The organism is Vibrio taketomensis (assembly GCF_009938165.1).
In the GTDB taxonomy this organism is placed as follows: Bacteria; Pseudomonadota; Gammaproteobacteria; order Enterobacterales; family Vibrionaceae; genus Vibrio; species Vibrio taketomensis.
The window spans coordinates 1,362,892-1,386,864 of the sequence record NZ_AP019649.1; the positions used below are offsets into that span (position 1 = coordinate 1,362,892).

The following is a 23,973-nucleotide window of genomic DNA, read 5'->3' on the forward strand; positions in this document are numbered from 1 at the left end:
CGTACCTAAAGAAATGTGTCCGTAACAATAATATACTTGCGTCGTTTTCAAGGCGTAAAAAGAGTTTGTGGTCATGATGCAGTACGATCCAAAAAATGTAGTTAAAATTTCTATTGATACACTGACTCTCGGTATGTTTGTGATTGCGATTGAACATAGTAAGCGTGTCAATCTTACTAATGCAGGGCGCGTTGCTAGCGAGAAATCCATCCAGCAGTTAAAACAAAGCGGTGTAAAATACGCATGGGTAGACAAATCGCTTTCAGTCCAAGGCTGCGTATTTAAAGCGGTTGATTCATCAGAAACTAATGGATTTAGTGACGATACGAAATCATCGCCAGCAAAACAAAGCCCCAACCACCTAGCGCACGCCAAGCAATCAAAACAAGCCGTTTTGCTCAGCAAAAACAAGCGTCGAGGATTATTCGTGAAGCCAAAGGCCTTGCTCAAAAACTGATAAATCAAACCTTTGAGGGTAAGGTTATTCATGTCGGAGAGATCGAAAATTGGGCAGATGATGTTATTGATTCCGTATTAGTGGACTCTGATGCGTTGCAATGTGTTTCCGCGCTGCGCAATAAAGATAAATACTTATTGGAGCATTCAGTCAATGTGGCGTGTTTGCTCGTCAGTTTTGGTAAACACTTAGGCTTGCCAAAAGCCACTTTAAAGCACTTGGCAATTGGCGGCATTATTCACGACGTTGGTAAAATCAAAGTTGATGACAAGGTTCTGCATAAGCCTGCGCGTTTGACGCCAGAAGAGTTCGAACATATGAAATTGCATCAGGTTTACGCCAAGCAAATCATCACGAATGTAAAAGGGTTAAGTGATGTTTCACGCGATGTTTGCTTGATGCACCATGAAAAACTCGACGGCTCAGGATACCCGATGGGGCTGACGGCGGAAGAGATGCCAATGCATGGTCGTATGAGTGGTATTGTTGACATTTATGACGCGTTAACCGCCGATCGCTGCTATAAAAAAGGAATGAGTTCAGCCGAAGCCTTTAAGGTGTTATTGAGCCTGACCCCAAACCATCTAGATAAAGATTTGGTTTATAAATTTATCAACTGCATTGGCGTCTATCCTGTTGGTTCGATCGTCGAACTCAATGATGGGCGCGTAGGTATAGTTTGGACATCCAACCCTGATGAGCCTCTAAAACCTGAAGTGAAGTGTTTTTACTCAAGAAAATACAAGCGATATATCGAGGTTAATTACGTAGATTTGAAACATAGCCAATGTAAGATTGAAAAGGCAATTGCGCCTCATAATTTGGAAGTGGATGCGATGCCATTTTTTGATCTTTAAGTTTAAATACTCGATCACCATAAATAAAAGATTAAGCGCTCGATGTATTCATAGAGCGCTTTTTTTATCTTGATAATTAGATAGCCAAGTACGTTAGCGGGATATCTGGATTGATCACTTCTAATGAAGCTTGTGTATCTGCTAGGTGGCTAATCGAACCATCGCTCATTTCTACCAGAGCAGCACTTTCAATTGATTCAAAAGTGTTACCTGAAAGTAGGATCTGGCCAAGCGCGACTTGTAATGGCGGTAGGCTAGGGTTAAACGCTGCGTTCTCTGCGTAACTACCACGATAGATACGACCATCTTTAAGTTTAATCGCGACGCCGCTGTAATTGTGAGTATATGGTGAATGGCTAGAGTTGAGAGCACTCAGTGCTGCCGTTACCAAAGAGTCTTCTTCATTACATGATTTACCATGATCTACTTTTGCCATTAAACCTGCGTCAATCCCCAAATCTGCTGGGCCAAAAGACTCTGGAAGGTATTGCTGTAGCGTCATCTCTTCACGTTTTGGTAGTTGAACAATTAAATTGTTCGCCGTCGTTAGTTCATTCATAAACTGGCGACAGTGACCACATGGGCTGAAGTTAATGGTGATATCTGAGACACCTTGTTCACCCTTCATCCACGCATGACTAATGGCAGATTGCTCTGCATGAACGGTTTGACCAAGCTGTGCACCAGCTAATTCCATATTGGCACCAAAATATAGGCGACCCGTTAATCCACGCACGATCGCTCCCACGTAGAAATTTGAAATCGGAGCGTACGAATAAGCTGCCGCTAGAGGGAGTAAAGCAACGCGTAATGCAGCATCGCTTAATTGGGATAGCGTCAGTAACTGTTGGTACTGGTCTTCGCTCAGCGTTGCATCAAAATCTTGTGCTAATACGATCGGTGAAAGGTACTCAGCTACTTCTGTTGGTAGGTTTTGTAATGCCTGCTCGATACGGGTTCTCATAAGAAATCCTTCAATTATTCGTATGCGATAGTGAGAGCATGAGATCTCAGTATCTCTGTATTTACATTTTATGATGGTCTTAGCAATAAACCGTGATCAAAATCATTATACAAAATATAGATTACATTATTACATAGTTGGAGTGAGGTCACACAAGTTGTGTGACCTAGGATAGCTTGATAGGTGAAAATTTAGGCTACGCACTTAGCCAAAGAGCAAGCGTGAAGAAACTAGGAGCTAAAACTGAAGTAATCACACCGCATAGCACTAGAGCTAAAGAGCTAAATGCTGCGTCTTCGCCATTTTTCTCCGCGCAAGTCGCAGTACCGAGAGCGTGAGAAACCGTGCCCATGGTTAGGCCTTTGGCAATGGGATGGGTGATATTGAGTAGGTTGTAAATCGGATAAGCAAGAATTGCCCCAAACAGTCCGACTAAAAGAACCAGAATCGCAGCAATGGCTGGCTCACCACCTAAGTTACGTGATACTTCCATAGCGATTGGAGTTGTCACTGATTTACCAAGTAGACTGGCGATCAAAGTGATATCGGCTTTTAGAGAAATAGCGATAAGCGTACTGGTTAGCATTGACATAATGCTACCAACGCTACAGGCAAGAGTAACTATGCGCCAATTGGCACGTATCTGGGGTAATTGCTCATAGAGCGGATAGGCAAGCGCGACGACAGCGGGCTGCAGCGCGAAGCTAAGCCATTCATTCTCAGCATAATAGGTATCAAATGGGACTTTAAAGTATATTAATGCAGGAATAATTATCGCGATACTGATGATAAGCGGGTTGAAAATTGGTGTATTGAATTTTCGGCTAACCCAACGAGCGAAAAAGAATGTAACGATGGTGACGAGCATCCACATTATTTCTGTCCTCGCTTCAACATTCGATCAAGCATTAGCCCTAAACAAATCAGAACTAACAGAGTGCCTCCTACAGCTGCAGCGAGGATCGGTAGTGCGTTATCTATTAAAGTATCGAAGTGGTTCATCAACCCTACGCTGATGGGCACGAAAAGCAAAATCATGTAACGGATGAATAGAGTTGCACTCGGTTTTACCCAGTCACCTGAAACAATCCCACTCGCCAACAAGCCAAATAGAATGATCATGCCAATAATACTGCCTGGTATCGAAGTACCAACCAGTTGTTGAATCGATATACCAGCCCAAAGACACGCGAGAATCAGTGCCATTGAGACGATATATTTAAGTAAATTGAGAGCCATATAAGAGCGCCGCCAGCAAAAAGAAAGAAAATCTAGAGAACAAGTTTCTCGACATATTGATAGACGGATTTTAATAGAGCGATTTTCTTTTCATCACTTTCATGTTCATGAACTAAGTTTTCAAGATTTATCATGTAGTCGTCTATGCGACTTTGGAAGTAATCCTGACAGTGATTTTGCCAACGAAGTTGTTCGTTTTCGTTGAGCGTCCATGGGTAGTTACGAGCACGATATCTAAACAATAGTGGGGCGATACGCGCATCACTATATTCCAGATCAAGATCAGCTAACTGCTCTGCTGGTGTTTGACGAATAATGTCCATCGCTGCGCGATCGGCTGGTGAGAAGAAGTTATCGTATAGCTGAGTATCAACATCGTTTTGCGTTTCATATTCACGTTCTGTTGCGAATAAACCGATTAGTTTTTCACGCAATTCTGGATGTTGACGCAAAAGCTGCAGGTTTTCTAAACACTGTTCGCGATTGATGCCGATTTTCCCTGCATTTTCTGCGGTGAGTGTTTTAGCAGGAGCGAGAATAGGGCATTTGTTGATATGCACCAGTTTAACAGGTACTGGTAGCTCGTCTTCTGCTAGGTCAGTATGTTTGGTGTATAGGCGTTCTCTCAATGCGTCAGCATCAAGCTCTAGTAGTGGTTTGGGATCTTTGGCTAAATCAACGACAATAACTGCATTTTGATTGGTTGGGTGCCACGCAACAGGGACAATCCAACTGGTATAATGACACTCGCGACCCAGCATGCCTGATACGTGCATTAGAGGGGTCATATTTACGATATCAATTAACTCATTGAGCTTTTTCTTGTGGCGCATTGATAAGAAATAATCGAACAGCTTTGGCTGTGCCGCTTTGACCTTTTTCGCCATTTCGATAGTGGCAATAACGTCAGCCATTGCATCGTGAGCATTGCTATGTTCAATGCCATTAGCGACGGATAGATGTTCGAGCTTAAAACTCGTAAAGCCGTCTTCGTTTTCTGGCCACTCGATCCCTTCTGGGCGCAACGCATGACAAGCGCGCATGACATCCAATAGATCCCAACGAGAATTGCCGTTTTGCCAGCTCCAAGCGTATGGGTCAAAGAAGTTGCGGTAGCAAGTATATCGAGTCACTTCATCATCAAAACGAATACTGTTATAGCCAAGGCTAATGGTATTTGGTGTTGCAAGCTGCTGATGAATTTGTGCGATAAATTCAGGCTCTGATAACCCTTTAGTAACGGCGGTTTGAGGAGTAATACCCGTGATCAACGCAGCCTCTGGAGAAGGCAAGTAATCGCTTGGAGGTTGGCAGTAAATTACAACAGGTTCGCCAACAATATTGAAATCCATGTCGGTACGAACACCCGCGAATTGACTCGGTCGATCCTTCGCTGGGCTCGTTCCCCACGTTTCATAGTCAAAAAAGAAAAACGTTGGCTGATGCTGCATTGATTATTCCAAACACATAAAGACTGATTTTAGCTATTAGAACACCGTGTTGCCTCGTTCGCAACGTCATGAGGTTTGATAGTTTAATTAATGTGCCAATTGTTTTGCGCAATTCAAAAAACGATATTTTGGGTTCGAGTTTTCGAAGTGCATAACGTCGATGTTTGTTGGGAAAAAAGAAGTACTGAATCGATCAATGTAACGTGAAAAGGGTTTCATTGTTGCAATATTGTATTGTTCGTGAGATCAAAAGATTATTATTAGGCTTTGTGCAATCAGTTACTTAGGGATAATCGATGCTCTACAATTGATGTGCAGGAGTTGTGTATCACCGCATGTTTACGCATGTTGAGTGATCGTCTCTTTCTAAGCGCAAAGAATAAAAATAATAACAAGGATAGTGGTCTCAAATGGAAATACTGGTCAATGAAGTTATTCGTGCTCGTGACGAACAAGACTTATATACGCGCTGCCTTAATGAAATCTACGCTCAATACCAACCTAATCATTGCTTGGTTGCTGAGTATCATCGCGATCAGGGAATCGCGCAGACGCTTACCTATTTATGCAATGGAGCATTAGCAAATAATTTTTCATATGACTTAAAAAATACGCCATGTGAAAACGTGATAACACACAGTCGCCTTTGTAGTTATAGCGCCAACATCCAACAACATTTCCCTGATGATATAGCGCTGAAGGATCTTCAGGCTGAAAGCTACATTGGAATTCCATTACAAGCTCAAGATGGCTCGATTGTTGGGGTCATTGCGCTGTTGTTTGATGCTCCGCTTCAGATAGAAAAGTTTGACCAAACGTGGCTGTTAACGATGGGTTTTTTGATTGGGAAAACGATAATTCAGCAGCGCTTAACAAAAGAGAAAGAGCGCTTGCTGCGTCAATTTGAACGCTCAGAGCAGATCACTAAATCATGTTCTTGGGAATGGGATGTCGCATCGGACCGTTTTTATTGTTCACAAAACTTAGCAGTCATGTTTGGGATCGATGACGCGAGAACACTTACGTTTGATGATTTTTTCTCTCACTATGTTTTTGTTTCACCAGAGCGCTATAAACAGTTTATTGCGAGTGCAACCGCACAGTTGGGTGTCAGTAAAATCATTGTTGATAAAGCCCATTCTCGTTGTAGGCAAGCTTTAGAATTGACGTTTTACCGTGATTATGACGAAAGTGGTCGCCTTGTATGTATTGAGGGAAACATTAAAAACATCAATGATTTTTCGCAACTAGAGAGTAATCATTTAATTGCGCAAAAGATTATTGAACTGTCGAACAACGGGGTAATTGTTACTGACGAAGATAATCGTATCCTCCACATGAATGCGCAAGCTGAACAAATAACAGGGTATAGCTTAAGGGAAGTGTTTGGTCGCTCACCTGGAATTTTTCGATCTGATATTCATGACAATAGTTTCTATCTTAAAATGTGGAAGAAACTGAGCCAGAACGATTATTGGTCTGGAGAGGTATGGAATCAAACTAAAACAGGCGTTGTTTACCCTGAGTTTTTATCTATCTCTACCGTGCGTGATAACAACCGAATGGTTAAAAACTACATTGGTATTTTTGAAGATATTAGCGATAGAAAATTACTTGAGAAAGAGCTTAAACAATATAAAACGAGCAGGATTTTGTGGGACTTTATACCCGTACTCAGTTCGTTGAATATTTCGAAAAACATTCGAACTTAATCGTTATCTTGGTGGATATTAATCGCTTCTCCGCAATCAATAATTTGCATGGTGAAGCTTTTGGCAACAAAGTTTTGCGCTACGTTGGCATCTTGTTATATCGACATTTCTGTGGCAATGGAGTGAATGTTTGCCGCTATGCTGCTGATCAGTTTGCATTGAGTTGTCCGACGATGGATGTTGAAAAAGTGGATGTCCTCGTTGATGAAATAAGGGACAAACTCGAACGGCAATTTTACATCTCTGGCCAGCAAATGACGTTGAATGTGAATATTGGTTATGCCTTACCTTCCTCTGCTGCGAGTGGGATTCATCTCATGGCTCAGGCGTATTATGCACTCTCTTCAGCAAAATCGCTTTTGAGTCCGAGTACGGTTCGCTATTCCGAATATTTAGAAAAGCACATAGGCAGAAAGTATCGGCTAGGGATCGAGTTAAAACGAGCAATCGATGCAAAGCAGTTACATGTTGAGTATCAGCCTATTTATGATCTTGAATCGAAGAGAGTCGTTAAGTTTGAGGCGTTAGCTCGATGGACAAGAAATGGTGAAGCGGTTTCTCCTTTTGAATTTATACCCATTGCAGAGGAGTTAGGATACATCAATCAACTCGGCAACTTGGTGTTGTCGATCGCGTGTCGTGATCTCAAGCTCTTACGCGATCGCGGTCATGATGACGTCCAAATATCGGTTAACCGCTCCATTCAAGAACTAACCAATGAAAGTATCGAAGATTGCTCAATTCTAAAGATCATTCATGAATCGGGATTATCGACATCCGACATTGTCCTTGAGATCACAGAGTCGATTCCGCTAGAAGACAAACCCGAGGTTCAAGAACTGTTAGGTGATTTACGCCATAAGGGGCTGAAATTGGCATTAGACGATTTTGGTACAGGGTTTGCGTCATTTTCAAATTTAATGAAGAACACTGTAGATATTCTAAAAATCGACAGAACCTTTATTCGTGATATTGAAAGTGACAAAAATAATGCGGTTTTGGTGCAATCGGTGAATATGCTAGCTACAGGGCTTGGATTGGATGTGATAGCGGAAGGCGTTGAAACAGAGGGGCAGCTAAAGCGATTGCAAGCGATGGGCTGTAAGTTTATTCAAGGCTACTATATTAGCCGTCCCGTGGTGTTTGAACAGACGTTGGCCTTTCTAGAATAGTTTGACAGTGATAAGGCTCGGAAATTCACGTCATGATGCCCGATGGTATTCCACTTAGTGTGAAATAATGATTCGTATACACGAATTAGTGAACATAAAGACATTGTGACGTACGGGTGATGGAATATGGGTATGGATTATCAGGTAAGTACATTGGCACAGCGTATGGATTTTATTGACCGCCTTGCTGCTCTCGATAACAAATCTTGGCCAGTATTCTTACAAAATAGCGATGCTCAAAGTTGGCATCACTTTTATGACCAGTTGTCGGAGTCCGTTTTATTACTGATATCCGGTGAGCGATTGATTGCTGCGGGTTTTACGGTTGTGATTGATTGGAACGGTAGTGAGCAAGACTTACCCGTTTCGATAGAATCGGTATTACAGCGGGGATTAACACTTAAAGCTCAAGAAGCGGATGGTAATACTTTGGTTCCGATAGGAGCGCTCGTTGACAGTAGTGTTCAAGGTCAAGGGTTGAGTTCACTGGTGCTACAAGAAATGAAGCGTTTTGCACGACAGCAAGGTTTGAGTCATCTGGTTGTGCCAGTCCGCCCCACGTTTAAAGCGAAATATCCATTACAAACCATAGAGTCATATACAACTTGGCGTCGAGAGGACGGATTATTATTTGATCCTTGGCTGCGAGTACACGAGAAGCTGAATGCGAAGATTATTTCAATTTCAGATCAGACATTGTCAGTGGTTGGAACGATCGAGCAATGGCAGCAATGGACTGGGATGCACTTTGCTGAGAGTGGACGATACATTGTGCCAGGTGCACTAAACGCAGTCGACGTGGATGTAAGTCGAAATATTGGGTGCTATCGAGAACCGAATGTGTGGATGCAACATCCAATGACAGCTTAACGAGCCAATGAGAGAGACAAAAAAAGCGACCCAAGGTCGCTTTTTGTCGTTTACACGCTGAAGACTAAATCATCAGCCAATAAACTAAATTATAGAGCTACAACGTTAGCAGCTTGTGGGCCTTTTTGACCTTGTTCAACTTCGAAGCTTACTTTTTGGCCTTCAGAAAGAGTTTTGAAGCCTTCAGAAACGATTGAACGGAAGTGTACGAATACGTCTGCGCCGCCGTTGTCTTGAGAAATGAAACCAAAGCCTTTAGTTTCGTTGAACCATTTTACAGAACCAGTCATTTTGTTAGACATAATTGATACCTCAATATATTTGTTTAAATGTTAAAGCTGATGAGAAACGCTATTGTATTGTTTTTCTAGAGAAGCAATCGCAGGAGCTAAACGAAAAGGTATCGAAAGATGACTGAGAGAACACTTTTTCTAAATATCACAAATAGCTCGATTCTTAGAGCCGCCGACACTATACACGCACTGTATTGAATAACAACAAGTATTTTTCGCTTTATTTGGTAATTGTCACATCGATTGCAAAAAATGTTCACTTGTCAGGTGTTATTCGTTGAATTTATGAACATTTTTAACAGTAATGTAGGCTTAACTTATTCTTAGTGCTTTTTGTTGCAATGTGTGACGATGACTACGAATGCCGTGAATAAAGTTAATTGGTCGCGGTTGCATCTTGGTTTATGCCTTTCTTATCAAGTAGACGACTTGTTAGCGTACCTGCTGTCATGGCACCTGAAACGTTAAGTGCCGTACGCGCCATATCTAGCAACGGCTCGATAGAAATCAAAAGCGCGACTATCGTAACCGGTAATCCCATAGTTGGTAAAACGATCAACGCTGCAAATGTTGCACCGCCACCCACACCGGCGATACCAAATGAGCTCACGGTGACGACAGCCACCAAAGATAAAATGAAATGCCAGTTAAATGGGTCAATCCCCATTGATGTCGCCACCATAACAGCCAGCATGGCAGGGTAGATGCCTGCACACCCGTTTTGACCAATTGTCGCACCAAATGAAGCAGAGAGATTCGCGATTGCTGGTGGTACGCCAAGTTTAGCGATTTGCGTTTCCACATTAAGAGGAATGGTTGCGGCTGAGCTACGCGATGAAAAAGCAAAGGTCAGCACAGGCCAGATTTTGCTGAAATAGCTTTTCGGACTAACGCCAACAAAGCTGACCAGAATCGCGTGTACCGCGAACATGAGAGCAATTGCAAGGTATGAAGCGAGTATAAATTGCAGCAGCTGTGATATATCGGCAAGGCTAGCACTCGCGATAACTTTAGCCATCAGAGCAGCAATGCCGTACGGTGTAAGTGCCATAATGAGCTTTACTAAGCGCATAACAACAGCCTGAATGGTGCCAACAAATGTGCGAATTGGTTGCTCTAACTCAGGTTTTTCGATCATAACTTTACGCCCAGCAATACCCAAAAGTACGGCAAAAATTACTACCGAGATAATCGAAGTAGAACGTGCACCGGATAGATCAGAAAAAATATTTGTAGGGACAAAACTAATCAGCATTTGTGGAACGTTAAGTTGATTGAGCATTGCTTCACGGTTGCCAAGTTCCACTAATTGTGCGCTTTCACGCGTTCCCGCGACCAATCCGCTTGCAGATAGATTGAATAACCCCGCGACCGCAATACCGATCAATGCGGCGATGGCGGTGGTTGCCAATAAAACGGTGATGGAAACACCAGAGATTTTTCCTAGTGAACCATCTTTTTCTAAGTTCACCACCGCAGCAAGCATAGATACCAGCACCAAAGGCATAATGATCATCTTAAGTAAGTTGACATAGCCTTGGCCGATTATATTTATCCATTCTAGTGTGGCATGAGTGATTTGGTTGTGGTCACTAAAAACAAACTGAAGCCCTAAACCGTATAAGCTTCCCAACACTAATCCAATGAGTACTAATCGAGAAAGGCGGTGTTGTTTGCTTTGCTGGTGAAATACCACACCTAGCAAAACGGCGAAAATGCTCAATGAAGCTAATACAGCAAATGACATGTGACGACCCTGTAATTTCAACTATTTTATATCCTGTCACTTTTCCCACTTTGCTTAATAGTTGAGTTTGGAAGTGATCAGGATAGGCAGTGGCCAGAAAATAGGAGATCTGGCTCACATTAATTTTAGGAGAGGCACATTAGTAATTTGTTCAAAGGAACAGAAATAAGAAAATGAAATTAAATAGATGTTTTAGTTATTAATTACGATGAACGGTGTATAAATCGACATTATCATGCTGGTGAGACGTAATTACTGATACTTTTTGAGCAAATTTCTCATATCAACACTATCAAATATTTGCAGTGTCTCGGCATTAGAGTCAAAAGAGGCATAAAGCATTGCCGTTGCTACCATGTCAGCCGGGATAGGTATTAAGCGTGCTAATGGCCCTAACATTAATGGACGGACAATTTTAAGGATCGCTTGAACGATAACTTCGTCTTTTCGAGGAATGATGCGTTGGCCCGATAACGGACCGGGGCGCATAAAAGTGATGTGTTCGAATTGCATTTTTTCTAACGCAGATTCCATACGCCCTTTGCAGCGAAGATAATGAGAGCGAGAACGAGCGTTGGCGCCGTAACTAGAAACAACACAGAGATGTTTAACGCCGAGCAGTTTCATGCTGTTGGCCACTTCGCACACAAGTTGAAAGTCGATGTCTTCTAAGGCTTGATTTGATCCAGCCTGTTTTTTGGTGGTGCCTAAACAGATGTAACCTTTCGTAGGTTTAGGCTTTTGTGCGTTCCATTCAAGCACGCGCAGGCGAGGGTCAAGTATGGTTTCAAGCTTTAGGGACTCGAAATTTAGTGGAGAGCGAGAAAGGGCGTATATTTTATCGATGGCTCTTTCATTTAGCATTTGCTGAATCAGTTGGTTGCCAATAAGCCCGGTAGCACCTGCGACGATAACGACTTGTTCTTCCACCCTCTATTCTCCAGTCGATGTACTCATGATCCCCGTGGGTACGTGAGTATAGAAACATCATTAAGATCAATATAATTGAAATATTTCCAGGACGAAAGGCTGAACTGCGAGGTGTCACTAGAAATCTAGCTTGAACTAAGGTTACTATCGCGCGACGATTTAGATTAATAGATTTTGCTTGGTTTGAACGCTGTTTCAGCCATCGACAAGGACGTTTATGCATATTGATATTAGTACACTTGCTCCTTCCCAAGTGTACCATCTTCTTACTCAAACTATTATTCCGAGGCCTATTGCTTGGGTGTTAACGGACTCAGGTGAAAGTAATTACAACTTGGCGCCATTTTCGTATTTCACTGCGATTTCAAGTCAACCACCATTGCTGATGTTTTCTGCGGGAAACAAACCCGATGGGGAACTAAAAGATACGGTAAGGAATGTGTTAGAAACTGGTAAAATGGTGATTCACATTGCCAGTGTTGATTTGGCAGAAAAGGTAACGCAAACCTCAGCTACGCTTGCGCACGGCATCTCTGAGACTGAATTAGCTCAGCTTGAGTTAATTGATGTGGAAGGTATGGATTTACCACGCCTTGCTGCCTGTCCAATAGCGTTTCATTGTTCATTATATGAAGTGAAAGAGATTGGTGATGCGCCACAACACTTAGTGTTTGCAGAAATTGACCGTGTTTATATCGATCCTAAGGTCATCTTACCTCGGGAAGAGCGTCTCCAAATCAATGCACTAGATATCAATCCATTATGCCGCTTAGGCGGCTCAGAATATGCAATATTAGATAAAACCTTTTCTGTAGTAAGGCCGAAGTAACCCGCTATGTTAGACAAAAAATACTCAGATGTAATTTGGCATCGTATCAATCAAAAAACCAAACCGTTAGGTGCTCTGGGCAAACTTGAATATGTAGCGCACAAATTGGCATTGATTCAGAGTCAAAATAAGAGTGACGCTGTCACTAAAATTGAAATCAAAAAACCAATGGTCATCGTATTTGCTGGTGACCATGGTATTGCTCGAGAGGGCGTAAGTATTGCACCGCAAGAAGTTACCCAGCAAATGGTACATAACTTCCTTGCTGGAGGTGCCGCGATTAACTGTTTTTGCCGCGTAAACAATGTTGATATTAAAGTGGTCGATGCGGGTATCTTGCAACCAATAAAAAGTGATTCAAAGCAGCTGGTTGTGCAGCGCTTGGGTACTTCGACAGAGAACTTCGCTCACAAAGCAGCGATGACAAATGAGCAACTAGAACAAGGCTTGCAATATGGTGAACAAGTTGTTGAGCAGAGCATAAAGGCAGGTGTCGATTTATTGATGTTCGGTGAAATGGGCATTGGTAACACCAGCAGTGCGTCGGCGATCCTAGCCGCGATTTCTCGTCGTAGTGTCGAAAAATGCGTCGGATTAGGCACAGGGATTAATGATTTGCAATTACGCAAAAAACGCCAACTGGTTCAACTTGGTGTGAATCGTTGTCGCGGACTCAATGCCAAAGAAATACTGCGCCAAGTCGGTGGCTTTGAGATTACACAAATGGTCGGTGCTTTTCTCGCTGCCGCAAAATATAATACGCCAGTAATCGTGGATGGCTTTATCGCAACGGCAGCTGCATACGTTGCAGTGGCGATAGAACCAAGTTGTCGTGAGTATATGATTTTTGCACATCAATCTCACGAGTCTGGGCACAAATTCATGTTACAAGAACTCGCGGCAACGCCGCTTTTTGATCTTTCTTTGCGTTTGGGTGAAGGGACTGGCGCAGTGCTGGCCGTTCCATTTATTCACGCATCCATTGAGTTTTACAATAATATGGCAAGTTTTGAAGCCGCAGGAGTGGATATGTAATGCGTAAGTCTGCGCACTATCAACTCGAACTGTTTTTTTTAGCTTTAGGTTTTTTTTCTCGATTACCGATCCCACAAAATACGCCATACAGTGAAGAACGAATGAACCAAGCCGGACGATATTTCGGCTTGGTAGGTGTCGTTCTGGGTTCTCTCTGTGCGTTGGTATTGACCGGATTGACGTTGGTTTTACCGGCGAATATTGCCGTATTCCTAATGATGGTTTTTAGCTTGTTGCTTACCGGTGCGTTCCATGAAGATGGCTTAACGGATATGGCGGACGGTATTGGTGGCGGTATGACCTTAGAGCGCCGGCTCACTATCATGAAAGACAGCCGTATCGGTACCTATGGTGCAGCTACGTTAATCATGGCTTTACTTGGTAAGTTTTTATTACTTAATGAGTTAGCGTCTTCAACGATGATCATATCGATGCTGGTGGTTGCCTACACATTAAGTCGGTCGGTAGCCGCAACGCTTATTTATGACATGCCTTATGTCAGCGATCTTGACTCAAGTAAGAGCAAACCATTAGCAAATCGTCAGTCCAGCCTGGATTTATCGGTGTTAATTGCAACGGCGGTATTAGTCACCTTATTGTTGCCACTCGGGTTAGCGGTGAGCTTGCTGTTGACGGCTGTGGCGTTTCGCATGATGTTTAAGTCTTGGCTTCTTAAGCGCCTTGGCGGTTTTACCGGGGATTGCTTAGGGGCTGCGCAGCAATTAGTTGAACTAATAAGCTATGTCATTATGTTAATTTGGATTACCCATTCTTTATGAGCCTTCATTTAATTCTTGGCGGCGCTCGTTCTGGTAAATCCAGTTTTGCTGAATCGTTAGTGTTGAGTAGTCCTTTGTCATCACGTCATTATGTTGCGACAGCGACGAAGAGCGACCAAGAGATGCAAAGACGTATTGAGCACCATCAAGCTAGGCGCGACGATAGCTGGCGTCTGCACGAGTGCCCATTAGATATCGATATCTTGCTATCGAATTTTACCGATCAAGACATAGTATTAATTGACTGCTTAACACTTTGGATGAGTAATGTCATTTTCGAAAATGGCCAAACAGCAACTGAAGAGGCGATCAATCAGCGTGTTGAGCGCCTAATTGAAGCGCTATCGCTGAGCCAATCGGACGTTATTTTGGTTTCCAATGAAGTTGGGTTGGGCGTGGTGCCAATGGGGGAAGTGAGTCGGTTATTTGTTGATCACGCGGGTTGGATGAATCAAGCAATCGCGAAAATTGCTGACAAGGTGACGTTTGTCGCCGCTGGCTTACCGATGCAACTCAAAGGATAGGGTATGCAAACTTTTAATATCTATCTGCTGCGTCATGGAAAAGTGCAAGGCCGACCCGCGCTATATGGACATACTGATGTGTCGGTAGATGCCCAATTACAGCAGCTTATCTATGCCAGCTTAATGGCAAGCGATATCGATTTTGGTCAAGTGGTGACATCGCCATTAAAGCGGTGCGCTGATCTCGCATTACTATTAGAGCAAAGTGTTGAGTGCTATCCAGTATCCATCAATAATGAATTTAAAGAGATGAATTTTGGCGTGTATGATGGTGTTGCTTTTGACCAGTTAACTGAGCAGTGGCCTTTGTTGGAAAAGTTCTGGCATCATCCACAACAAAACCCGTTGCCACAAGCAGAGCCGTTAGATGAGTTTTACCAACGAGTGATTCAAGGGTGGCGATCTTTGGTTGAATTCACTCAGCATGACACGCTTGTGATTTGTCATGGCGGCACGATTCGAATGATATTAGCGCATCTACTTGGATTAGATTGGTCTAATCCCGCGCTATTTTCAGTGATGCAAATTGCGAATCAGTCACTCACACATATCAAAATGACAGTTTCAGACCAGCGTTATTTGCAAGTGTGCAGCATCGGGTCACCATTAAAGCTCGTATAGATTAAGCGTGCACAAAAAAAGCAAAGAGTAAGTATTGAAAGGAAGAATTATGACGACACCAAGTTGGGATTTATCCATTGCATATCAAAGCCTCACAGACAACAAAATCGAGCAAGATGTTGCATTGATTCAGCAATGTATCACGGTGTTAAATCAACACGTTGATCGTCGCGAGATGGTTGGGGTGATGCAAAATGCGATTCAAACTAAAGAAGCAGCAGGTAAGCTGTTGGCAACAATCAATACCTTTGCACAGTGTCATGCCTCAATCGATGCAGCTAATGCCGAAGCGAAAACCTTGATTGGGCGACTCGCAAAGCTGAGTTCTCAACTGATGCAAGCCTACACCCCATATCAAGATTCGCTCGCTTTTGCGCCAATTGAGTTTATTCAACAAGTACTCGAGCACGAAAGTGGTGACGTGTACGGCCAAGCATTTTCGATCGCATGTGAGCGACGTGTCGCGGATACCAAATTAAGTATTGCTGAAGAACAACTGTTGGCGGCAATGCAAGTTGATGGTCGTGATGCTTGGGGGCGAATGTATGACAACATTACCGGTGCATTGCAAATCGACATCGGTGAAGGTGAAACACTGGGCTTTTCACAAGCGGCTAGCTTGCTTTATGGCTCTGAGTTTGAAAAGCAAGAGCGCGTGTGGCGCGGCATTCAATCTGCAATGGCAACACATCAAGAGAGCTTTGCTGCAATCTTGAATGCTCTGTCAGGCTGGCGTCATACTGAGTATCAAAAGCGCTCTTACCAGAGACAGGTTCATTTTCTTGATGCGAGCTTGCATGCGAGCCATATTCTGCCGACCACACTCGATACCATGATTGAAACGACGAAGCTTAATCGACACATCGGGCAAAAGGCCGGTCGATTAATGGCGCAAGTTCATGGTCTATCAGAAATGAAACCGTGGAATCATCTAGCAGGTATGCCGAGTCTCAATGATCAAGGCAGTAGCGAAATCAGTTTTGAACAGGCGATTGAATTGATTAAAACTGCGTTTGCGGGTGTTGACCAAGAGATGGCGGATTTTGTCGATATGATGATGGAAAACGGTTGGATCGATGCGAAGCCAACTGAGAATCGTCGTCTGGGTGCATACTGCACTAAATTTGCTGCGACACGCTCACCGTTGGTGTTTATGACTTGGGGTGGCAGTCGTTCTGATTTATTAACGTTAGCGCATGAACTTGGCCACGCGTTCCATAACTGGGTGATGCGCGATATGCCGCTTTGTCAAACCCGCTACCCAATGACATTGGCTGAAACAGCGTCGATATTTGCTGAAAATATCGTGCGTGATTACTTATTGTCAAAAGCCAATACGCCAGAAGAAAAACTCGAAATGTTATGGGAGGAGTTGTCTTCCGCTTATGCATTGATGATTAATATTCCAGTTCGTTACGAGTTTGAAAAAGCCTTCTACGAACGTCGCCAACAAGGTGAATTATCGGCACAGCAACTCTGTGAATTAATGAGCCAAACCTGGCAAGAGTGGTATGGAGATTCAATGACGGAAGCTGATCCTTACTTCTGGGCCAGCAAGTTGCATTTCTCAATTTCTGAAATCAGTTTCTACAACTACCCATATTTGTTTGGATACTTGTTTAGCATTGGTGTTTATGCACAAAGAGAGTCGAAGGGGGAAAACTTCTATCGCGATTATGTCAATTTGCTCAGAGATACTGGCTCTATGATGGCGGAAGATGTAGTGGAACGCCATTTGGGTATGGATTTGTCTCAAGCTGACTTTTGGCAGCAAAGCATTAATATGATTGATGAAAAACTTTCACAATTTGAGCTGTTGCTCTCGCAGAACCGTTAAGTTGTGCTCGGTTGGCGTGTAAGATCAAAATATTATTAATCTGTGTTGTGATATTATCGCATCTTCGAGATGTTCTTGGTAAAAATTGCACAGATTTCGCTTTCTTTACTCCGAATGCCTAACGGGTTCGGAGTGTGACAAAATTTGTTTATTTGAAGAAGCACGTAAAACTTACCCTTAAGTGCGATCATAGTGACAAAATTGTCGTCAACATTCTGTTAACATAAGGCTGTGCAATAAAGGAGTAGTGCATGAAGAAATTATTTCGCCAATCTTTTCTTTTGGACAGCTTAGATCTGGCGTGTGAGATGCGAGAAGGGCAAGCTGTTGTCGCTTCGGGTACGCGCTTTAGGCTGCACCAAAGAGGTGTGCTTGAAGTGATTCCTGCGGATTTAGATGATAACAGTAAGCATATCGTGATTTCATGTGGTATTCATGGCGATGAAACTGCGCCAATGGAGTTGATTGAAAAAATCGTCGAGGACATCGAAACGGGTTTTCAACCTGTCCGCGAACGACTTCTGTTCATTGTTGCTCATCCCGAAGCGACTAACGCTCATCAACGTTTTATCGAGACCAATCTTAATCGTTTGTTTGATACCAAACGCCATCCAGAGAGCAAAGAATTAGCGATTGCAGAAACGCTAAAACAGCACGTTGAAGATTTTTTCGTTGGCACTGAGCCCTCTCAACGTTGGCATTTCGATCTGCATACTGCGATCCGTGAATCTCGATACAATAGTTTCGCGGTAAGTCCTAAGTCTCGACATCCTGTGCGTAGTAAAGCGGTGATGGATTTTGTACAAAGCGCGCATCTTGAAGCCATTCTCTTTCTAATGCACCATCAAGCACGTTTAGTTGGTACTCTGCAGAGACGTTTTCTGCTCAAGCGCTAACAGTGGAATTGGGTCGAGTTGCCCGTTTTGGTGACAATGATTTGAACAAATTGGTGGCATTTGACTTGGCACTACGTGATTTAATCGCCAATGCAGAGTCAGAGCATTTACCGCGTAAGCCAAAGATGTACCGTGTGAGTCGTACTATTGTTCGTATTCATGAAGATTTTGACTTCTTGTTTTCGGACGATATCGAGAACTTTACCACCTTTAAACATGGTGAAGTGTTCGGCCATGACGGTGACAAACCATTGATGGCAAAGAACGAAGAAGAAGCAATTGTGTTTGCCAACCGATATGTTGATGTTGGTCAGCGCGCTGCGTTGATGATTTGCCCTGTGCAGATCCGCTATGAGAATGGTCAAATCGTTTACGATTGATGTAAAACTCTTTGTATTTTTACGGCTTAACGTTATCGTTAAGCCTTTATTTTATATCTCCTATTTAATTATGCATTTCTCCCAACTTCTTAGCCGGAAAAGCTTGCGCTGGCAGCGAACGATAGCTTGGATATTGCTGGCGCTACTGGTGGTCAGCGTTTTATCGCTGATGGTAGGGGAGATTTTTATCAATCCTTTCTCTCACTTCACTGCTTTAGAAGAACAGTTGGTAATGCAACTGCGTTTTCCTCGCTTATTGGCAGCTATTGTTATTGGTGCTTCTCTGGCCGTGTCGGGTGCAGTTTTGCAAGTCTTACTCGGGAACGTATTAGCTGAACCCGGTGTACTCGGTATTTCCGGTGGTGCCAGTGTGATGATGGTGTGCTTGCTGTTTTTCTTACCAGCGCTAGCAACGCCACTTGGTTTTATGTTAGCCGCGGTGTTAGGTGCAATGTTGTTTACTCTATTGCTGGTCTCGCTAACGAAAGTGTTGCGTTTAAGTACAACAAGATTGCTCTTGATTGGTGTTGCTTTGGGTATTTTATCTGGCTCAATCGTTACTTGGGCATTTTACTTTAGCGATGACATGAGTCTGCGAATTTTGATGTATTGGTTAATGGGCAGCATCAGTAGTACCAGTTGGTATCAGCATACATTGTCTATCGTCGCGATTCCGGTACTCATTTGGTTGTGCTGCCAAGGCAAGGTGTTAGATAAATTGATGATGGGTGAGACTCATGCTCAACAACTTGGCCTTGATGTCGCAGCCTTTCGTTGGAAACTGATTTTAGCCGCTTCCATGCTGGTGGGTATTTCGGTGGCACTAGGTGGCGTGATCAGTTTTGTTGGCCTTGTCGTTCCGCATTTATTGAGGCTGGCTCTTGGCAGTGAGAATAGATACCTTATCCCAATCTCGGCCTTAGCTGGTGCCTGCTTGTTGGTGCTGGCTGATATTATTGCTCGCACGGCGCTAAGTTCTGCGGAGCTGCCACTCGGTGTCGTTACCACCACGATCGGTGCACCTATCTTTGTTTGGATGTTGGTAAAAAATCATGATGCACGTTAATTCTCTTGGCGTAGGCTCACGTCTTCTACCTTTGTCCTTTAATGCGAAATCAGGGGAAATTATTCACGTTATTGGTCCAAACGGGAGTGGCAAGAGCACCTTATTAACGGCCATCGCGGGCATGTTAGATTATCAAGGCGATATAGTTCTAGAGCAAACAGAGTTGCGTCACTATTCGATTGCACAATTAGCTGAGCGCCGCGCATTTTTGTCTCAAGCGGATCGACCTGCGTTTAACTTGGAAGTAGCGCATTATCTTTCTTTGTCATTGCCACAAAATGCCAAACATAATCTCGACGAAGTAGAGAAGGTGGTGAGTGAATTAGCGACTATGTTGCTGATTGACGACAAACTTCACCGTGGTATCCATCAACTGTCTGGTGGTGAATGGCAGCGAGTGAGATTATGCGCAATTTGCTTACAGATCTGGCCGAGTTTAAACCCATATTCTCAACTATTGATCCTTGATGAACCTGCGGCACCGCTCGATATTGGTCAAGAGGCATTGCTGTATAAGCTCATTGATAAAGTGGCCGCGCAAGGTTTAACCGTTATTATGTCAAATCACGATTTGAACCGAACATTAAAACATGCGGATCGCGCGATTTTGCTTGATAAAGGTGTGATGAGGGCATGCGGAATAGTCGATGAGGTACTGAATCCAGCTTTGATGAGCGAAGTATTTAAGACTGCGGTAGAACGACACGTTATTAACGGTTCGCCAATATTGTTATTTGATTGAGATGTTCGAGAGACAAAAAAGCCGCCTAAGGGCGGCTTTTTGATGTTATCGCGTAAGCGATGCTAAATCCGCAGGACGGTAGTATACCGATTTTAGTACTTTACCTTGGCGAATGGTTTTCGCTTCTGATACAAAATCTTCAGCACATTTTGCTATAACGTAACCACCTTTTTCTACAGCCATCAGTTTGATGCCTTGTTCCGCGTAGAAAACTTCAGTGTCAGCATATTCTTGGTGATTGCGACATACTTTGCTCATGTTGCTTGAGTGTACTTCGTCCCAGCACGGAATAAAGTCGATGCCACGGTTAACGGCAACGTTTAGTAGCAGGTCGATAAGGTAGCTAATTGCAATGTTGTCTTCCACTTTAGTGTGACCAAGGTGCACCAAACGACCCATCAATACGTAAACGCTGTCTACAATAGCATCTGCTTGTTCTGTTTTATTATCCGCTTCAGCTAGCTCAGTCAGTTCTTCGATTGCTAGTGATGTATGAAGCGTATCTGCTTTATCATCCAAGCTTTCAGGAGAGGCTACCGGTAGATCGAACGTGCTACGGAATTCGTTGATATCGCGGTATAGGTGATCGAAGATTTCTTGAGTTAGTTTTGATAGGTACATGTATTTTGTCCACCAATGAAAATATCGCGCAATACTAGCAAAGCCAAGCGTTACTCGCTATCTGTATGGGTGAAAAACATCAACTCTTCGAGTAAGAAATCACAAATCGCTCACGATGAGTGAGCGATTGAAATGCAGGGGAAGATCGCAGCGATTAAGAGAACAAGTAAGGAAACAGCTTTACTAACTCTTGCTGAGTGAGCGCATTTACTCGTGCAATATTGGTTTCAGGAATGGATTCTGGATCTGGGTAGTGTTTTAACACTTTCTCCATACTCTCTTCGCGAATCAAATGGAAAATCGGGTAGGGAGCACGGTTAGTCAGATTCGAAGGATCCTCTGGCTCGCTACCAGCAAAGCAGTAGTCAGGATGGAAGGTCGCGACTTGGAACGTACCAGCCCAACCTTGCTGATCGATCAATCCTTCGACCCAATCAATAAATAGGTTGTAATCCCAAAAGTCGTCGAGCATGTATGGCGCAACCACCAACGTCGTCTCTAACTCTTGTACTGGCGTGCCTTCGAGATGAAGAAATTGGCTAAAATATCTTCAAGTAATGCTTCATCGGTGTTGGCTGAGCTAACGAAAATATCAATTTGTTTATTACGTTGTGGTTTTGCAGCAAACGGGCATAGATTTAAGCCAATCACTACATCGTTCAGCCATTGGTTAACGTTGGCTTTGATCTGGCTGTTGGCTTGATTTGAATTCTGACTATTCATAGAGAGCGTATATCTTATTGTTTATTTATTGTGATGAATAATAACAGAGTTTGTGGCTTGGAGTTTGTTTTTAGTGAGCAGTTGAAAGCATAGCCAATAGCATACCGCGTACAAAATACTACCGCCCATAATGACGGCTTGCCAACCACCGTGTTGCCAACAGTAAATTAAGAAGAACCCACCAAGACTGCCGCCGATATAGTAATGCACCAAGTAAAGTGCGGTGGCGGTTGCCTTCGCCCGCTTTGCTTTTTGGCTGACCCACGCATAGGCCAAGGTGTGAGTGAAAAAGGCACCAAAACTTATCAGCAATAATCCGAGCGTCATCCATACCAAATGATCAAAATAGGCGACTAGCATGCCAAGTAAACTGATCGTAATACCAACTAGCATGCCGGAGACCGGATCTTTATGTTCACTCCAAACCGAAGTGAGTGTCGAGCTGAATGTGCCAGCGAGATAACACAAGAATATTAATGAAGCGAGGCCAATCGGCAGTTGATGGGGTGGGGCAACGAGACGAAAACCCATGACCGAATAGAGATTAACAAACAGAGTAAAGTTAACCCCACCGATCAACATTGCTAGCCAAATAGTGCGGTTTTTAAGGTGTGAAACGAGTGCTTTATTGTGATAACGCAGCAAACCTTTTTGCGGTTTAAAATGCTGTTGTTTGGGTAGTAACCAGAAAACCACGATGGCGCCGACAGCGGTAAAACACGCCATTATCAAAACTGCTTGTTGCCAACCTAAAACATCGGTAAGTGTGCCCCCTGCAATTCGACCACTTATCCCACCCAGTGAATTTGCGGCGATATACGTACCAATCGCATGACTAAATGCTTTGCTGCTTAACTCCTCGACCATATAGGCGACAGCAACAGAAGCAAAAGCGGCCAATGCGATGCCCATTAACGCCCGCAGTAATACTAAACCGAGCAAAGAGTCGCTCATCAGCATCAAAAGACCAATGATCGGCATTGCAAGCAACCCGGTAAGCATAACGAGTCGTCGTCCGATGGTCTCTGAACCTACTGCCCAAGGTACTAGAGCGACAGACAGTGCTAGGGTTGAAGCGGCAAATACCCAGTTAACCTGTGTTTCGGATACCGAGAAGTAACCCGCCATAAAGGGCAACATAGGTTGAAATAGATAAAGATTACAAAACACTAAGAATGAGCCAAGTGCCAAACTCAGTGTGACGCGTTTGTATTGAGGCGTGCCAAATTCAATCATAGTTAAGACGATGCTGATTGCGAATGTGATCAAATTATCAGTACATTGAGGATTAATAAAATATATTAAAAATATCACCACAATATATTTTGTTTATCATGGACTCCAAACATCTGAAGTATTTCGTTACCGTTGCTGAATTTGGTCATTTTACTCAGGCAGCAAAAGCCTTACATATCGCACAGCCTGCGTTGAGTATTGCGATCAAAAAGTTTGAGCAACAATTGGGCATGACCCTGTTTCGCCGTAGTGAAAGGCAAGTGGAACTCACTGATGAAGGTCGGGTGTTGCTTAAACATGCCAAACGCGTGTTGCAGCAAATTGATGATGCGAAGTTGGCGATGGATGAGCTCAAAGGATTGGAAAAAGGGGAGGTACGACTTGGCGCACCAAGTATGATGGGTTCCTACTTTTTTCCTCAAGTATTTATGGCATTCAAAAGCCGATATCCCAAGCTCAAATTAACCTTAGTCGATGCAGGCACCAGTTCGATTCGCCGTATGCTACTCGATGGTGAGCTTGATATTGGTGTGATCAATCTTGATGAACGAGTGCCGGATGATCTTGAAACAGACCATCTACTTCATTCTGAAATGGTGGCGGTGGTGAGTGAAGACCATCCTTTTGCCAGCAGGGAATCATTGCGATTTGAAGAGTTCTTTGAACAAGATTTAGTGATGTTCAAACATGGCTATTTTCATCGCGATTATATAGAAGCTAAAGCGAAGCAGCATAATATTGAGTTTGACTGCGCATTTGAAACCAATTTGTTACCGCTGATTTTGAGCATTGTGCGCAAAGAGTTTGCCATCACTGCATTGTTAGAGTTGGTCACGCAACATGAGCCAAATATTGTTGGTGTACCGTTTGAAGAGCCAGTAAAACTCGATCTTGCATTAGCTTGGCGCAAAAATGGTTACTTATCGATTGCTGAGCGTACCTTTATCGATTTTGTTAAAACTTTAATTAATCGTAGATAAAAAGAGCCGCAT

Annotated in this window: 21 protein-coding genes and 3 pseudogenes; 14 read left to right on the top strand and 10 right to left on the bottom strand. The window is 43.3% G+C overall.

Annotated features, from left to right (window positions below):
- Positions 1-76 precede the first annotated feature (76 nt).
- Positions 77-1,314, top strand: a pseudogene (locus Vt282_RS06350) (HD-GYP domain-containing protein).
- A 76-nt stretch (positions 1,315-1,390) separates the two neighbouring features.
- On the opposite strand, the gene cdd reads toward Vt282_RS06350, so the two are convergent.
- The 4 genes from cdd to sbcB all read right to left on the bottom strand — a co-directional run bounded on the left by cdd (position 1,391) and on the right by sbcB (position 4,968).
- Positions 1,391-2,278 (bottom strand): cytidine deaminase, encoded by an 888-nt coding sequence (gene cdd, locus Vt282_RS06355; RefSeq protein WP_162046452.1) that lies wholly within the window; start codon positions 2,276-2,278, stop codon positions 1,391-1,393.
- 196 nt (positions 2,279-2,474) lie between these two features.
- Positions 2,475-3,152: an LrgB family protein gene (locus Vt282_RS06360; protein ID WP_162062885.1), complete on the bottom strand. Its 678-nt coding sequence runs from the start codon at positions 3,150-3,152 to the stop codon at positions 2,475-2,477.
- Positions 3,152-3,517 (bottom strand): CidA/LrgA family protein, encoded by a 366-nt coding sequence (locus Vt282_RS06365; protein ID WP_162062886.1) that lies wholly within the window; start codon positions 3,515-3,517, stop codon positions 3,152-3,154. The genes Vt282_RS06360 and Vt282_RS06365 overlap by 1 nt, the downstream gene beginning before the upstream one ends.
- A gap of 32 nt (positions 3,518-3,549) precedes the next feature.
- Positions 3,550-4,968, bottom strand: coding sequence for an exodeoxyribonuclease I (gene sbcB, locus Vt282_RS06370; protein WP_162062887.1), 1,419 nt, complete (start codon positions 4,966-4,968; stop codon positions 3,550-3,552).
- Positions 4,969-5,378: 410 nt separating this feature from the next.
- Between sbcB and Vt282_RS20530 the strand changes: the two genes are divergently transcribed.
- The 3 genes from Vt282_RS20530 (at position 5,379) to Vt282_RS06380 (ending at position 8,722) form a co-directional block, all read left to right on the top strand.
- The gene (locus tag Vt282_RS20530) at positions 5,379-6,680 is read left to right on the top strand and encodes a PAS domain S-box protein (RefSeq protein ID WP_232055128.1); all 1,302 of its coding nucleotides are present in this window, start codon (positions 5,379-5,381) and stop codon (positions 6,678-6,680) included.
- A gap of 11 nt (positions 6,681-6,691) precedes the next feature.
- Positions 6,692-7,852 (top strand): putative bifunctional diguanylate cyclase/phosphodiesterase, encoded by a 1,161-nt coding sequence (locus Vt282_RS20535; RefSeq protein WP_232055129.1) that lies wholly within the window; start codon positions 6,692-6,694, stop codon positions 7,850-7,852.
- Between the two features lie 132 nt (positions 7,853-7,984).
- On the top strand, positions 7,985-8,722 hold the full coding sequence (locus tag Vt282_RS06380) for a GNAT family N-acetyltransferase (RefSeq protein WP_162062888.1): 738 nt from the start codon (positions 7,985-7,987) through the stop codon (positions 8,720-8,722).
- Positions 8,723-8,811: 89 nt separating this feature from the next.
- Here Vt282_RS06380 and cspE read toward each other — a convergent pair whose 3' ends face one another.
- From cspE to Vt282_RS06395, 3 genes are all read right to left on the bottom strand, one after another.
- On the bottom strand, positions 8,812-9,024 hold the full coding sequence (gene cspE / locus Vt282_RS06385) for a transcription antiterminator/RNA stability regulator CspE (RefSeq protein ID WP_114764366.1): 213 nt from the start codon (positions 9,022-9,024) through the stop codon (positions 8,812-8,814).
- A 367-nt stretch (positions 9,025-9,391) separates the two neighbouring features.
- Positions 9,392-10,762 (bottom strand): L-cystine transporter, encoded by a 1,371-nt coding sequence (locus Vt282_RS06390; protein WP_162062889.1) that lies wholly within the window; start codon positions 10,760-10,762, stop codon positions 9,392-9,394.
- Between the two features lie 252 nt (positions 10,763-11,014).
- On the bottom strand, positions 11,015-11,692 hold the full coding sequence (locus Vt282_RS06395; RefSeq protein ID WP_162062890.1) for an NAD(P)H-binding protein: 678 nt from the start codon (positions 11,690-11,692) through the stop codon (positions 11,015-11,017).
- A 217-nt stretch (positions 11,693-11,909) separates the two neighbouring features.
- On the opposite strand from Vt282_RS06395, the gene Vt282_RS06400 reads away from it, so the two are divergent.
- From Vt282_RS06400 to btuD, 9 genes and pseudogenes are all read left to right on the top strand, one after another.
- The gene (locus tag Vt282_RS06400; RefSeq protein WP_162062891.1) at positions 11,910-12,521 is read left to right on the top strand and encodes a flavin reductase family protein; all 612 of its coding nucleotides are present in this window, start codon (positions 11,910-11,912) and stop codon (positions 12,519-12,521) included.
- Positions 12,522-12,527: 6 nt separating this feature from the next.
- A complete protein-coding gene (cobT, locus tag Vt282_RS06405) occupies positions 12,528-13,556 on the top strand; it encodes a nicotinate-nucleotide--dimethylbenzimidazole phosphoribosyltransferase (protein WP_162046446.1) in 1,029 nt (342 codons plus the stop codon).
- On the top strand, positions 13,556-14,335 hold the full coding sequence (locus Vt282_RS06410; RefSeq protein ID WP_162062892.1) for an adenosylcobinamide-GDP ribazoletransferase: 780 nt from the start codon (positions 13,556-13,558) through the stop codon (positions 14,333-14,335). The genes cobT and Vt282_RS06410 overlap by 1 nt, the downstream gene beginning before the upstream one ends.
- A complete protein-coding gene (gene cobU, locus Vt282_RS06415; RefSeq protein WP_162062893.1) occupies positions 14,332-14,859 on the top strand; it encodes a bifunctional adenosylcobinamide kinase/adenosylcobinamide-phosphate guanylyltransferase in 528 nt (175 codons plus the stop codon). The genes Vt282_RS06410 and cobU overlap by 4 nt, the downstream gene beginning before the upstream one ends.
- Before the next feature lie 3 nt (positions 14,860-14,862).
- Entirely contained in the window at positions 14,863-15,480 is a 618-nt protein-coding gene (locus tag Vt282_RS06420) for a histidine phosphatase family protein (protein WP_162062894.1), read from the top strand.
- A 49-nt stretch (positions 15,481-15,529) separates the two neighbouring features.
- Complete coding sequence (locus Vt282_RS06425) at positions 15,530-17,317, top strand: M3 family oligoendopeptidase (RefSeq protein WP_162062895.1); 1,788 nt, start codon at positions 15,530-15,532, stop codon at positions 17,315-17,317.
- A gap of 251 nt (positions 17,318-17,568) precedes the next feature.
- A pseudogene (locus Vt282_RS06430) lies at positions 17,569-18,593 on the top strand (succinylglutamate desuccinylase).
- Between the two features lie 70 nt (positions 18,594-18,663).
- Positions 18,664-19,659: a vitamin B12 ABC transporter permease BtuC gene (gene btuC / locus Vt282_RS06435; RefSeq protein WP_162046440.1), complete on the top strand. Its 996-nt coding sequence runs from the start codon at positions 18,664-18,666 to the stop codon at positions 19,657-19,659.
- Complete coding sequence (btuD, locus tag Vt282_RS06440; RefSeq protein ID WP_162062896.1) at positions 19,646-20,401, top strand: vitamin B12 ABC transporter ATP-binding protein BtuD; 756 nt, start codon at positions 19,646-19,648, stop codon at positions 20,399-20,401. The genes btuC and btuD overlap by 14 nt, the downstream gene beginning before the upstream one ends.
- A gap of 45 nt (positions 20,402-20,446) precedes the next feature.
- On the opposite strand, the gene Vt282_RS06445 is transcribed toward btuD, so the two are convergent.
- The 3 genes and pseudogenes from Vt282_RS06445 to Vt282_RS06455 form a co-directional block, all read right to left on the bottom strand.
- A complete protein-coding gene (locus tag Vt282_RS06445) occupies positions 20,447-21,022 on the bottom strand; it encodes a nucleoside triphosphate pyrophosphohydrolase family protein (RefSeq protein WP_162062897.1) in 576 nt (191 codons plus the stop codon).
- 154 nt (positions 21,023-21,176) lie between these two features.
- Positions 21,177-21,745: pseudogene (locus tag Vt282_RS06450) on the bottom strand (DUF1415 domain-containing protein).
- A 21-nt stretch (positions 21,746-21,766) separates the two neighbouring features.
- Complete coding sequence (locus tag Vt282_RS06455; protein WP_162062898.1) at positions 21,767-22,981, bottom strand: MFS transporter; 1,215 nt, start codon at positions 22,979-22,981, stop codon at positions 21,767-21,769.
- 98 nt (positions 22,982-23,079) lie between these two features.
- On the opposite strand from Vt282_RS06455, the gene Vt282_RS06460 reads away from it, so the two are divergent.
- Positions 23,080-23,961 (top strand): LysR family transcriptional regulator, encoded by an 882-nt coding sequence (locus tag Vt282_RS06460; protein WP_162062899.1) that lies wholly within the window; start codon positions 23,080-23,082, stop codon positions 23,959-23,961.
- The last annotated feature ends 12 nt before the right edge of the window (positions 23,962-23,973 follow it).